The organism is Cyclobacteriaceae bacterium, from assembly GCA_025808415.1.
Classification (GTDB): Bacteria; Bacteroidota; Bacteroidia; order Cytophagales; family Cyclobacteriaceae; genus UBA2336.
In genome coordinates this window covers 153,288-167,369 of the sequence record CP075525.1, presented here as the reverse complement: position 1 = coordinate 167,369, position 14,082 = coordinate 153,288, and the positions used below count along the sequence as shown (strand labels likewise).

11 protein-coding genes are annotated in these 14,082 nt (G+C 43.5%); 9 read left to right on the top strand and 2 right to left on the bottom strand.

Annotated elements, in window-relative coordinates; genetic code table 11:
* The first annotated feature begins 44 nt into the window (after positions 1–44).
* From KIT51_00670 to KIT51_00655, 4 genes are all read left to right on the top strand, one after another.
* Positions 45–1,526, top strand: a complete 1,482-nt coding sequence (locus KIT51_00670) for a Do family serine endopeptidase (GenBank protein ID UYN86830.1) — start codon at positions 45–47, stop codon at positions 1,524–1,526.
* Positions 1,527–1,542: 16 nt separating this feature from the next.
* Positions 1,543–1,716 carry a hypothetical protein gene (locus KIT51_00665; protein UYN86829.1) on the top strand — a complete coding sequence of 58 codons (174 nt, stop codon included), beginning with the start codon at positions 1,543–1,545 and terminating at the stop codon, positions 1,714–1,716.
* A gap of 104 nt (positions 1,717–1,820) precedes the next feature.
* Positions 1,821–3,041, top strand: a complete 1,221-nt coding sequence (locus KIT51_00660) for a 4-hydroxy-3-methylbut-2-enyl diphosphate reductase (GenBank protein UYN88451.1) — start codon at positions 1,821–1,823, stop codon at positions 3,039–3,041.
* Between the two features lie 119 nt (positions 3,042–3,160).
* Positions 3,161–4,879, top strand: coding sequence for an alpha-glucosidase (locus KIT51_00655; GenBank protein UYN88450.1), 1,719 nt, complete (start codon positions 3,161–3,163; stop codon positions 4,877–4,879).
* A 4-nt stretch (positions 4,880–4,883) separates the two neighbouring features.
* Here the strand turns inward: KIT51_00655 and KIT51_00650 are convergent, their stop codons facing one another.
* Positions 4,884–6,095: an alkaline phosphatase family protein gene (locus KIT51_00650; GenBank protein UYN86828.1), complete on the bottom strand. Its 1,212-nt coding sequence runs from the start codon at positions 6,093–6,095 to the stop codon at positions 4,884–4,886.
* 71 nt (positions 6,096–6,166) lie between these two features.
* Positions 6,167–6,397 carry a hypothetical protein gene (locus tag KIT51_00645; protein UYN86827.1) on the bottom strand — a complete coding sequence of 77 codons (231 nt, stop codon included), beginning with the start codon at positions 6,395–6,397 and terminating at the stop codon, positions 6,167–6,169.
* Positions 6,398–6,609: 212 nt separating this feature from the next.
* Between KIT51_00645 and KIT51_00640 the strand changes: the two genes are divergently transcribed.
* The 5 genes from KIT51_00640 (at position 6,610) to KIT51_00620 (ending at position 14,048) form a co-directional block, all read left to right on the top strand.
* Positions 6,610–8,658 (top strand): TonB-dependent receptor, encoded by a 2,049-nt coding sequence (locus tag KIT51_00640; GenBank protein UYN86826.1) that lies wholly within the window; start codon positions 6,610–6,612, stop codon positions 8,656–8,658.
* A 3-nt stretch (positions 8,659–8,661) separates the two neighbouring features.
* Positions 8,662–9,546, top strand: coding sequence for a fructosamine kinase family protein (locus tag KIT51_00635; protein UYN86825.1), 885 nt, complete (start codon positions 8,662–8,664; stop codon positions 9,544–9,546).
* A 41-nt stretch (positions 9,547–9,587) separates the two neighbouring features.
* Positions 9,588–12,692: a hypothetical protein gene (locus KIT51_00630; GenBank protein ID UYN86824.1), complete on the top strand. Its 3,105-nt coding sequence runs from the start codon at positions 9,588–9,590 to the stop codon at positions 12,690–12,692.
* 65 nt (positions 12,693–12,757) lie between these two features.
* On the top strand, positions 12,758–13,420 hold the full coding sequence (locus KIT51_00625) for a PorT family protein (GenBank protein ID UYN86823.1): 663 nt from the start codon (positions 12,758–12,760) through the stop codon (positions 13,418–13,420).
* 1 nt (position 13,421) lies between these two features.
* On the top strand, positions 13,422–14,048 hold the full coding sequence (locus tag KIT51_00620; GenBank protein ID UYN86822.1) for a response regulator transcription factor: 627 nt from the start codon (positions 13,422–13,424) through the stop codon (positions 14,046–14,048).
* Positions 14,049–14,082: the final 34 nt, after the last annotated feature.

The following is a 14,082-nucleotide window of genomic DNA, read 5'->3' as shown; positions in this document are numbered from 1 at the left end:
CCGGATTTTTGCTTAAAGGAAACTAATAATTTAAGTTGACAGCCATGAAAAAATTCACATCACTTTTTGCGGCAGCTATTTTGGGCAGTGTTTTAACCCTTGGCTGCTATGAATACCTGAAGAAAGATGAACCGGTGACGATACAATATGTTACCGAACCGCCTATATCGAAAGTAACCTACCTGGATAAGGCAAACAGTACAACTACTGTACCCACTGATTTTACGGCCATTGCCGAAAAGGTCACGCCTGCTGTCGTGCACATTCGATCTACCCAAGCACGAAGTACACGGGAGCAGAACCAGTCTTTTGATCCCTTTCGTGATTTCTTTGGAACACCTCGAAATTTTGGACCAAGCCAGAGTTCAGGTTCAGGGGTAATTATTAATGCCAATGGTTACATAGTTACCAACAATCACGTAGTGCAGGGAGCCGATGTGGTTGACGTTACGCTGAACGACAATCGTTCATTCAAAGCCGAAGTAATAGGCACCGATCCGGATACAGACCTGGCGTTGATAAAAATCAATCAATCAAATCTTCCCTTTATTCCTTTCGTCAATTCTGATAACGCCCGTGTGGGCGAATGGGTATTGGCTGTAGGCAATCCCTTCAACCTTAACTCAACCGTAACGGCAGGAATTATAAGCGCAAAGGGAAGAAACATCAATATCCTCGATCGGAACACTGAGCAGGGGAATACAGCAATTGAATCATTTATTCAAACCGATGCCGCCATTAACCCCGGAAACAGCGGAGGTGCGTTGGTGGATATGAATGCTGGTTTGGTAGGCATAAACACAGCCATTGCCAGCCCAACGGGTGCTTACTCAGGTTATGGATTTGCAGTACCCTCAAACATTGTTAGCAAAATTGTTGAGGACCTGATGAAGTTTGGGGTAGTACAACGCGGCTGGCTGGGTATTCAAGTAGGCAGTGTGAACAGCGAACTGGTTAAACAATACGATTTAGAAGTGAACGAAGGCGCTTTCGTTTCCGGTTTTGCCGAGGGGAACAAAAGTGCAGCAAAAGAGGCGGGTATTAAGGAGCATGACGTTGTAGTAAAAATCAACGAAACACCCATCCGCTCCAGTGCTGCCTTAATTGAAACCATTGGCCGTCATCGCCCTGGTGACAAAGTGATGATTACGGTTAACCGCAAAGGAAAGGAAATCACCTATCCCGTTGTGCTTAAAAACCGTGATGGCAATGTTGGTGTTATTAAGCCCGAAGAGCGTACGGGTTTTGTAGCGTTGGGTATTGATGTTGAAGATATTGATGCAAAAACATTAAAGCGCCTTGAACTTAACAATGGTGTACGCATTAAAACGCTAGGCAATGGTAAGTTAGCAAAGAGCACAGATATACGCGAAGGATTTATTATTACCAAAGTAAATGATGTACCGGTTAAATCGGTAAAGGAATTCAATGAGGAAATGAAGAAAAAGAAATCAGGCGAATTGGTCATTTTAACGGGAACTTACGAAGATTTTCCGCGTGAATTCAATTATGCCTTCAGGATGTAGAACTAATTTTTAAGCGATGAGAAAACTGTTTCGAAAAGGGGAACGCGTACGCAGCAAAAGCGATGGTAAAGTGATGGAGGTATTGCGGTACCTGAAAAATAACCTGGTAGAAGTAATGACCTTTGACCTTGAGTCAAGGGAAGTGAGGAAAAAGCAAATCAAAGAAGACAAGCTTTCACGGGCAGCATGATGGCAACTTTTATCCAGGCTGTTTGATAATCGACTGGGGTTATCAAACAGCCTGGAATAAAACAATTGCGTTACCTTTACGGTTAGTTTTAAAAATTAGCTGCCATCAAAAAGTTTGACATACCCGCCTATTACCGGTCTGCCATTACCGGAAAGATAAAGGAGCTACGAAGGTTAAAGGATCAACGTAAGCAAGACTTTTCCCCTACTTTTTTGGATTTTGGCCCTGTTGGGTTTTATATCGCCCGCCATTTCGGCTTTTGCTATGGTGTTGAAAATGCCATAGAAATCAGTTACAAGGCACTTGAAGAAAATCCGAACAAAAAGGTTTACCTGCTCAGCCAGATGATCCACAACCAGGAAGTAAACAACGATCTGCAAAACCGCGGCATAAAGTTTATTATGGATACCGATGGCACGCAGTTTATTCCCTGGGATGAAATTGATTCAGATGATGTGGTTATCATTCCGGCATTCGGCACAACCCTGGAAATCGAGCACCTCCTTCTTGAGAAAGGTGTGGAGGTCCATAAATACAATACTACGTGCCCGTTTGTTGAAAAGGTTTGGAACCGGGCGGATAAACTTGGCAAGGATGATTACACCATAATTATTCACGGAAAGCCAAAGCATGAAGAAACCCGGGCAACCTTTTCGCACAGTGCGAATAGCGGGGCTTCCGTTGTCGTGCGCGACATGAGCGAGGCAATAAGCCTCGGCCTATATATGACCGGGAAAAAGCCACTCAACGAATTTTTTTCTGAGTTCGCAGGTAAGTTTTCGACTGGCTTTGATCCTGTGCAAAACTTGCAGCGTGTTGGTGTAGTGAACCAAACCACTATGCTGGCTTCCGAAACCCAGGCCATTGCCGATTATTTCCGGACTTTAATGTTGGAGAAATACGGTGAGGACAACATAAAAAAACACTTTGCCGACACCCGCGACACGTTGTGCTACGCCACTAACGATAATCAGAACGCTACATTTGAATTGCTGGAAACCGATGCCGACCTGGCTTTGGTGGTTGGAGGTTATAACAGTTCAAACACCTCCCACATTGTTGAACTCTGCGAACGGAAATTCCCAACCTATTTCATTAAGGCTGATACAGAGATAAAATCGGCAAACGAAATCCATCACTTTCATTATTCCCAAAAGGAGTTACAGGTAACGAAAGATTTTCTTCCTCAAAAGAAGCAGGTAAAAATTGTCCTCACCAGTGGAGCATCATGCCCGGATACCCTCGTTGACCGTGTACTACAGAAGGTAGTTGGATATTTTCCAGGGAGCCGCTCGGTAGAGGAGGTAATGAAGGATTTTTTGTAGCCATTTAATTGCCAGAAGCTTTTTGCTCATGAATAAGTCAGGCAATTTTTGAGCCCTCTCGATAAGCCTTTAAATTCCCTAAATTTTACATACTTATGAAAGTTCATGCCTTGCTCTTAATGCTGATCGTGCCCGCGGCAATTTCCTGTAAAAAACGTGGCGCAGAGCTAGCAAAACCCTCCGAAGCATGGTGGAAGGAAGAAATTATTTACCAGGTTTATCCGCGCAGTTTGAAGGACACCGATGGTGATGGCGTGGGTGACCTGAAGGGGATTATTGAAAAGCTTGACTACATAAAGTCGCTGGGCGTTACGGCTGTATGGCTTAACCCCATCTACAGTTCACCCAATGCCGATAATGGCTATGATGTAAGTGACTACCGCGGCATCATGAATGAATTTGGCACAATGGAGGATTTTGATGTGATGTTAGCAGAAATGCACAAACGAGGCATAAAACTTATAATGGATGTTGTGGTAAACCACAGCAGCGATGAGCACCCTTGGTTTCAACAGTCGCGCAGTTCACGCGATAACCCGTACCGCGAATATTACCATTGGTGGCCGGCCGAGAAAGGCAAGCCAAACTATCGATACAGCTTGTTTGATGAGCGTGGCGATGCATGGAAGTACGACTCCCTTACTCATGCCTATTACCTCCACTACTTTGCGGCTAAACAACCCGACCTGAAATGGGAGAATCCTAAAGTGCGGCAGGAGGTTTATGACATTATGCGCTTCTGGGCCGAAAAAGGAGTAGATGGTTTTCGGCTGGATGCATTTCAGTTTGTAGCAAAAGACACCACCTACCCGAAATTTCCGGAGGGATTTGAAAAAGATTTTATTCAATACTATGCTATGCAAGAGGGTATTCACAATTACCTTAAGGAAATGAACCGTGAAGTATTTAGTAAGTACAACGTGATGAGCGTAGCCGAAGGTGCCGGTCGTAATTTTAAGGATGCACACGACCTTGTGGATAAAGAGCGCAACGAATTAAATATGGCCTATGCTTTTGAAGGTGTGGACATCGCCAAGCCACAGGGATATGACCTGGTTCATTTTAAAAATGTGTTCACCAAGTGGGACAGTGCTTTTGCACATGACGGCTGGCTCTCCATCTTTTTGGCGAATCATGACCAGGCCCGGTTGGTTAGCCGTTTTGGAAATGACAGCCCAGCGTTTCGCGAACGCTCGGCAAAATTGCTGAACACTTTTATCCTGAGCATGCGCGGCACACCGTATTGTTATTATGGCGATGAACTTGGAATGACCAACATCGGATTTGAGCGGATTGATCAATATCAGGATATCGCAGCCATTAACGGTTATAAGAAAGTAAAGAATGATGGAGGTGATTTGGAGAACTATTTGCTAGACCTGAAATTCAGCTCGCGCGATAATGGCCGAACCCCTATGCAGTGGGATGATACCAAAAATGCAGGTTTCACTTCTGCAACACCGTGGCTACCGGTTAACCCAAATCATGTTACGCTTAATGTGAAACACCAGCAGGAAGATCCGAACTCCGTGTTGAATCATTTCCGTAAGCTCACGGCTTTACGAAAAGGTGAGCCGGTATTGATCTACGGTGCCTATGAAATTATCCTGCGTGAACATCCTGCTGTTTATGCTTATGCGCGTATTCTCGGAAATAAAAAGGTGCTTGTCCTGCTAAATTTCTCTACAAAGGAGTCTGTGATTGAACTTCCACAAACAAAAATGGGCAGGGTTTGGATTAACAATTACGATGAACTTAAGCAAACCGGAAATACCCTGGCGCTAAGCCCTTACCAGGCGGTGATTGTTGAGGCAGATTACTCAGAAAACCGGAATTGACTTCTTAATTTTTGTAAACAGGCAACAGCACACTTAACGATCCATCGGTTTTTGGCGGAGTTAATCCTAACAGATAAGCAACGAATGGATATACATGAATGTTTTTAAAAACTGGTAGAGTGATTCCTGCTTTTATGTTTGGCCCATTGGCGTAAAAAATACCCTGCATTTCTTTTACTTCATCGGGGTCGTAACCATGCACACCAAATACAGGCGACTGAAGCCTGCCGAAATGGCGACTGTTCATTTGTATGTAATAACCGGGCTTGGCGACAATCATTATATCGCCTACTCGATCATTTCTATAATTCCATCGATCGGGAAAATCCTCCCGCTTAAAAATCTCAAAATTTGTCTCAACAGATTTTAGAATATTGTAAAGTGAATCCACATTTTTGGTATACAAGTGTGCCTGCGTTCCGCCATTGATAACACGCACAGTGGTATCGGCCAGGTTTAAAAATTTGCTCAGCGTAATGTAGGTTCCTTCCTTCTGCTCCAATTCATACATACCATGATCTGAGACGAGAATAACATTTACCGGAAGCCTGATCTTTTTCAACCCTCTCATCAGGTAACCCAGCAAACTGTCGGCTTCCAGTACGGTTTTTTTTAACTCTTCAGAATTTGGCCCCGTGTTGTGCCCTTCGGAATCCACCAATGAAAAATACAGGGAGATAAATTTGGGACGGTCTTTCTTTCGCAGTTTCAGCCAGGTCAATACCTGGTCAACACGTTTTGTGTTTGACACACTTTCATCATACCGGAAATAATAGGTTGGGAATTCTCCCTGCACGGGTGCCTCCGATCCCACCCAAAAGCACGAGGCGGATTTCAAGCCTTGTTGTTGGGCAAGTTGCCATAACGGAATGCCTCCGTAAAAGACTGGATTCTCAACCATAGTACGGTTACGCATAGAGTAATTCAAATCAAGTGTTTTGTCGTAGAAATAATTGTCGACTAACCCATGATGTCCGGGGTATAAACCAGTAACCAGTGTGTAATGGTTAGGAAATGTTTTGCTGGGGAAGGATGGGATTAGCCCATCAGCAGCGGCACCGTTTTTTACAAAGGCAGTGAAATTCGGCAGTTCAAATTTTGATGTATAGTCGTACCGGAAACCATCGAACGAAATGAGTATTACGTAAGGCTTTTCATTTTTTTGAGCGCTGGTGGTAAGCCATGCCAGGAGAAACAAAACAAAGAAATACCTCACCGAATGCATTTTTCGGCTGAAAATAGAAAAGATTAGTGAAGGTGGGGGAAATAAAAAGGGGCAACCGCCCCTTATTTTACTTTAGCGGAACTCTTTTTCTTCGACTCCTCCACACGCTTGCCATTGCGGTGTTCGCCAAGAATGGTAACGTCTTTTGTGATTTCGTACATGCGCGCGGCTTGCATCATGGCCTCGCGACTATCGCGGATAATAATTGTTCCTGCAGATTTTGATCCTTTATTGCGGATTTCGATATAAAACCCGTCTTTTTTCTTCTTTGGTAATACTGGAGGTCTTCCCATGATTTGTTGTTAATTATTGATGAATAATGGCCTTTTTTAGAAGCATTTTTATAACCGAGCCTTGGCCGAATTAGTTCGACAACCTGCAAGATGGCTATTTTTTTCGGATTTTTAGTGTAAAACCTTGCCTATTTCACTGTATTACAGGTTATTGGGCTTGTTGCCAGATTTGGAGTACATCGTTTGGAAAGGGCCTGCTATCGCCAAAAATAATGCTTCGCTTTTTAGTTTTTTTCCTGTGTGTTTTAACCCTCTTCAGGGCTTCATCGCAAGAGCTACCTGTTGTGCGCGACACCATTCGAGAGTTGGATGAGGTGATCATAAACGCCTTCGTCTACAACCGACCACTTAAAGAAATTCCAGCTTCAGTGGCCACCGTTGGACAGCAAGATTTCCAACGGTTTAATATCTCTACACTAGTTCCGGCTATGAACACCGTACCTGGAGTTCGCCTTGAAGAACGATCACCCGGCAGTTATCGCGTATCCATTCGCGGCAGTACGCTTCGTTCACCTTTTGGAGTGCGTAATGTTAAAGTTTACTGGAACAACATTCCGCTTACGGATCCCGGAGGCAACACATACCTGAACCAGCTTGATCCGGCCATGCTTGGATCGCTGGAAGTGTTAAAAGGCCCGGGATCAAGCTTGTACGGAGCAGGAACCGGTGGTGTTTTGTTGCTGAGTAGCCCTTATCCTGAAAGAGGGCATACGCTTAAAACAGCTTTTCAAGTTGGTTCATTTGGCAGTGAGCAACTTTCTGTTTCGTACGAGGAAGGAAGGGAACAGTCAAGTCACCAGGTGCAGGTTATGCATCAGCAAGCTGACGGTTACCGTAATCAAACAAGATTTTCGCGGGATGTTGTCAATAGCGTTTTTCGTTTTGAAACGGGTGACAATCAGGTTTTGGAGACTTTTATTTTTTATAGTGACTTGTTTTACGAAACCCCCGGGGGCCTTACATTAAGTGAATTTACAGCTAACCCAAAACAAGCTCGACCCGCTACGCAAACCTTACCTGGAGCAGAAGAACAGAATGCTCACGTTTCGCTTCGATCGTTTTATGTTGGCGTTTCACACAAATATGCTTTTAGCAAAAAACTTCAAAACCAGACGAGTGTATATGGTAACCTGGTAAATTTTAAGAATCCTTCGATCAGGAACTACGATCATCGTAGTGAACAAAGCCTGGGGGCCCGTTCAGTAACAACGTTTAAACAAAACGCAGGTAACGTTGCTGTTACCTTTTTAGGTGGAGGAGAATTTCAATATGGATTTTTACCCGTGAAGTCGTATGAAAATTTACAAGGCAAACCTGGCGCTTTGCTGTTGGACGATGAAACAGATGTGTTGCAATACAGCCTGTTTGGCCAGGGAGAGTTACGTTGGAAGAATTTCAGTGCAACCGCGGGATTGAGTATGAACGGATTGCGATACAATTTTCATCGGCTTTCGGGTGTAGGTTTAGCTCCGGAAAAAATCACATATGATCCTGAGTTTATGCCACGACTGGCTTTTATAACGACACCCGGTAAAAACGTTTCGATTTACGGAAGTTTAAGCCGTGGGTTTTCACCGCCTACACTTGCCGAGGTTAATGCTTCGAACGGTATTTTCAACCGTGATCTTCAGCCCGAGACAGGCACTAATTATGAACTGGGCGCCCGATCGGAATTTTTCAGAACCCTGAAGACAGATGCTACATTCTATTCGTTCGGATTAAAAGAAACCATTGTCATCAGACGAGAAGAAGACGGTGCTGAGTATTTTGTAAATGCCGGAAAAACGAAACAAAAAGGGATTGAGTTTTCTGTTAACTACAATCCTGTATTAGCATCGGGTGGACTGGTGAACAAAATCGTGGTGTGGTCGAGCTTTGCTTATAATCATTATCGCTTTGGAGATTATGTAAAAGGGCAGGATGATTTTTCGGGAAACCAATTAACGGGCACGCCACAGCATGTGTGGAGTGGTGGTGTTGATGTTGCCTTGCGGATGGGATTGTATGTTCGCACAACAGTTATTTATAACAGTAAACTTCCATTGAATGACGCCAACACGGTGTATGCAGCATCATATACTTTGCCGGGTTTTCGGTTGGGCTATCAACACAAACGTTTTGAGCTTTATGTTGGTGGTGATAATCTGCTTAATGCAAACTATAGTTTAGGCCACGACTTGAATGCGGCAGGAGGCCGATACTTTAACGCAGCACCAAGACGGAATTTTTATGGTGGCATAAAAGTTAATCTCGCCTTTTAATTTTTGAAGCTCCTTGACATGCATCAATTTCCTGTTTCAGTTAAGGCACATGTTGAGAATCAACTTCGTTGTAAGGTCACGAGTTTCCGTCCGGCATCAGGGGGTTGTATTAATCAAGGCGGAGAACTCGTTACCGACAACGGCAATTATTTTTTAAAATGGAATGATGCCCATCGCTACCCGGGCATGTTCAATGCTGAAGCAAAAGGATTGACGCTGCTCAACTCGGCAAAATCTATTCACCTTCCAAAAGTTGTGCTGGTTGATGAAACTCAAGCCAATCAGTTTATTGTTTTGGAATTTATACACGCTGCCCGTCCGTGTAAAAACTATTGGGCATTGTTAGGTGAACGGTTGGCACAACTTCACCGAAACACGAATGCTCAATTTGGACTTAACCATAATAACTACATTGGTTCTTTGCATCAGTCTAATTCTTTTCATGGCAGCTGGATTCAATTCTTTATCGAACAACGCCTTGAAAAGCAGGTTTCATTGGCCGGGCAAAACAATAGCCTGCATAGAAAGTACCGATCAAAGCTTGATGATCTTTATAAAAAATTACCCGACCTGCTACCGGTTGAATCGCCCAGTCTGCTCCATGGCGATTTATGGTGCGGCAATGTTATGGTAGATGAAAAGGGTGAGCCTTGCCTGATTGATCCAGCGGTTTATTACGGACACCGGGAAATAGAATTGGCCTTTACCAGATTATTTGGTGGATTTGGAAGTGAATTTTATGAGGCTTATAACAACTCTTTTCCGCTTCTTTCCGGATTTATTGAGCGCGCGGACATTTATAACCTGTATCCACTTATGGTTCATGCCAATCTTTTTGGTGGAGGTTATTTAAATCAGGTTGACCGGATTTTAAAACGATATTCATAGCCGGGTTTATTTCTATCCGCTACTTTCAGTAAATTCAAAACATGGTTATCCGCCAGTCTAGTTTTGTGTTTTTATTGATTGCATTTTGCACCAATGCACAGCAATTCTCCACCCGATTCAGAAGGATTGACCAGGTTACACGTGCACATCACAATAACCTTTTTACGACACTAAAGGATAGTGAGGGGTATATCTGGTTTAGTATCGATAATGGAGTGGCACGGTACGATGCATCCAATGTTGTGCGCTATACCGGAAAATCATTGTTAGATGAAAAGAGAGAACGACCTGTTGCCAGAATACTTTTTGAGGACTCCGCTAGAAATCTTTTTACCATTACATCAACCGGAAAGTTGCTTCAATACGACAGGTTAAAGGACAGGTTTTACCAGGCCAATGACAGCGCAACATTACTGGGCAAGACAGCGAAGGACTTGCTCATCCAGGGTAATAAAAAATTTTGGGTGGCTCATTTAGGTGAAGGTCTCGCATGTGTTGATCTAAGCAACAGATCAATCAGGTGGTATAAAAACGATCCAACTAACCCCAGAAGCCTGCCGAACAATTTTGTAACAGCATTAGCCCGGGATAAGCGCGGAACAATGTGGGTAGCAACAACGGCAGGGCTTTTTCGATTTAACAGCCAGTCGGATGATTTTGATTTTGTTGAACTTAAAAACAAGAATAAAGAAGACACTTATCGCTTTAGGGTAATTCGTTCATTAGCGTACGATAGCTTATCCGATCACTTATTTATCGGTACCTACGGAGGACTCCATGTGTTTAACCTTACAAATAATACACAGGAACATCTTATTCACAATCCCGGAAATAAAAACTCACTCTCCATCAACTCAATATTTACAGTATTATATGACCCACGGGACAACGGACTATGGATTTGCACTTATGGAGGCGGACTTAACTATTATAACCTTAATACACGCACATTTCAACGTTGGTATCACGATCCGGCCGACCATGAATCAGTTGGATCGGATAATATTCCCGGTATTTACCTGGATCGCGAAGGATTATTGTGGGTTACTACTGCCGAAGCAGGATTTTATGTGCTCAATACAAAACCAGAAATTTTTCATCGTATTGTACACCAGGCAAAAAATCCAAACTCTATTTTAAACGGACTTCCCCGCGCAGTATATGCAGAAAATGATTCGATAATCTGGATAGGTTTTAACGGTACAGGGTTAAACCGAATGAATCTTAAAACCGGGTATACCACCCGTTTCGTGTGTGATCCTTCACAACCGGGTAGCCTTGCCCACAATGCTGTGATTGCCATTGATGAGGATCGCTATGGCCGAATTTGGGTTGGGCTGGAAGGAGGCGGTGTTGCTATTTATAATTATAAAAAGGATTCATTTGAACACCTTCGTTACCAGGCCGGAAAAACCGGAATCCTTAATGATGCTGTTTCGTCCCTTCTCGTGGATGAAGATTGGGTGTGGATCACGGCTTTCAACTCACCGCTTACAGCTTACAATATGGAAACCGGAGTCTACAAGCATTTCAATGCTGACTCACTTTGGAAGCTGGGTATAAGTTTTTATTCTGTTAGAAGAATGCGAAAATTTGACAACAACATTTGGTTTGAAACCAATCATGGAACAGTTGTTTTTGATAAGGAAGCCCGGGTATTTCAAAAACTTTCTAATAAAGATGAGCAGGTCTACACGGTATTTGTTAACGAAGGTTCAGAGGCTTTTAATACGGTGCCCCGGGAAGTGCAGTTGTTGCTAACCGGTAACCAGGTACACGTAACGGAGTATCGCACAGGGGATTCATTGAGAACCCGTTTGATTTATGACGGGAGCCATCATGTCCATCGTTTTGCTGATTTGGTAATGGATCGAAATAGGGTACTTTGGCTTGCAACGGAGGGAAATATTGTCAGCTATAATACCCAAACCCGGCAAGAGCGAATTTTTGACGCAGCCCATGGGCTGGAAGTTGCCGATCTTTATATGGGATTTGAAACCGACAAGCAAGGTAGAATTTACACAAAGTCAACCAAAGGGTTGGTTTGGTTCGAGCCTTTGGCTTTAAATGAAAGAACGGAAGACCGGTTTGATATTAAATTCACAACCTTGAAAATCTTTAATCAGGAAATAGGTGTTGATACAAGCTCTTCAAAAAGAAACAGAAGGTTTGACAAACACATTTCCTTTGCCCGGCAAATCAACTTGAAGCCATCAGAAAATTTTTTTAGTCTATCCTTTACCGCACTCTTTTTTGAAAACCCCTCATTGGTAAAATACAGGTACAGGCTTAAGGGCTTCAGTGACGATTGGGTTGAGACAGGTACAACAAACTTTGTAAGCTTTACAAGTCTTAGCCCCGGCTTCTATACCCTCGAAGTAACGGCCACAACAAATCCCCAGGTTTGGGACAGTAACCTCGCTTCCATTACGATTCGTGTACTGCCACCCTTTTGGCGTACCTGGTGGTTTATGGTGGGCATGTTGGTGCTGGTTGGCATTTTACTATATGGGGCTCACCAGTACAGGGTCAACCAAAAGCTTCAATTGGAACGGCTTCGTACCAAAATAGCGAGCGACCTTCATGACGAAGTAGGGTCAAGCCTTACGCGGATTTCTATTTATTCCGATTTACTTGACAATGGAGTTGACGAGAACGAAAAGAAAAATTACCTCACCAACATCCGCGAAACAAGCCGCGAAGTAGTCAGCACGATGAGTGATATTGTGTGGTCGGTTGATAACCGCAGCGACCGATTGGGCGATTTGTTGTTACGCATGAAGGACTTTGCTGCTCAATTGCTGGTTCCAAAAAATATTGAATTTGAATTTACGGTGCACACCCATGACGATAAAGTGCTGCTTTCCCCCCAGGTAAAGCAAAACCTGTATCTTATTTACAAAGAGGCTTTGCATAATATTGTAAAACATGCTAAGGCTAAACATGTAAGCATACGTGTTGACCAGTCTTCGCGCAATATTGTTATGCAGGTTGCCGATGATGGCGTAGGGTTTGCAGAACACGATAACAACAAGGGCAATGGCCTGCGCAGTATGCGAAAGCGTGCGGCTGATATCCATGCCCGGCTTGACTTGAAAGTACAGAATGGAACCGCTATACAATTAGACTATACTATAAACGCATAACCCCCCCCATTTATGGGGTTGAAGGGCTTGAGTAATAGCTGGAATTTTAACTAAAAAATACAGCTATGAAAAAACTAATTGCGGTTTTGGTGTTTGTTATTTGTATCGGTACCGGGGCTAATGCCCAGGTTAAAATCAGTGTATTGGGCGGCCCCAGTTTCACAACATTTGGCGGTAAAAAAGCAAAAGACTGGGGCGGTGTTGACAAAAAGCCAAAAATGGCCGTGCGGTTTCATGGCGGCCTGGTTGTTCAGTACCCCATCAACGATAAGCTGAGTGCTGTTTCAGGTTTGCAATACGCAGTGAAAGGTGCGGTTTATGAAGGCCCTGGATTTGGCCAACAGGGAGAATTTACTGCCGAGTATAAAAAAGTACTAAGTTATATCGATATTCCCCTGGCCATACAATATGCGATAACAGATAAACTGGCCATACAAGGTGGCGCACAGGTGAGCATGCTGGTGAGTGCTAAAGTAAAAAACAGCAAAGAAGTTCAGGATAACTTTGGATTGCCGGCAAGTGAAGATGTAAAGGATAGTTATAAAGGACTCGACATGTGCCTGTCGTTGGGCCCGGTTTACAACGTTACCGAAAAACTTTTATTGCAGTTACTTTACCAACACGGTTTAATGAAGATTGGACAGTATAAGGAGTTTGGCGCTGATGTAACTTACGATATCCGCAATCAGGGTTTTAAAGTATCTTTGATCTACGTGCTAAAAAATTAGTATGATTTTGGTCGGTATTGTTGAAGATGATAATCAGATACGCAGCCTGCTACAACAATATCTGGATCGCCAACCAGGGTTTTCATGTTTGTTGGTTCATAGTTCGGTAGAAAGTTTTCGCAAGGCCCTCTCGCCCGAGAACCAACCCGATGTCCTGTTAATGGACATCGGGTTGCCGGGCATGTCGGGCATTGATGGGATGAAGCTTATTAAACGTGATTATCCGGGTATCGACATCATTATGCTCACGGTGTATAATGATCCCGATAAAATTTTTCAATCCCTTTGTGCAGGTGCCACCGGATACCTGCTTAAGAACACACCACTGGAAGAAATTAAAGAGGGAATTGAATTGCTGACCCGTGGGGGCTCACCCATGTCGCCACAAATCGCGCGCAAAGTGATCGATTTTTTCAACACCGAAAAGAAGGCGGTTTCATCTCCGCTATCTGAAAAGGAAAAGGAAATTGTAATTGGTTTGGTGGATGGGCTCAGCTATAAACTCATAGCGGACCGCATGAACATCTCCCTGGAAACGGTTCGTTTTCACATCAAAAACATATACCGCAAGTTACACGTACACAGTAAAGCAGAAGTTATCAGTAAATCGCTGAAGGGTGAAATCTGACGTTTTTTAACTAAATATTACACGATAATAAAAA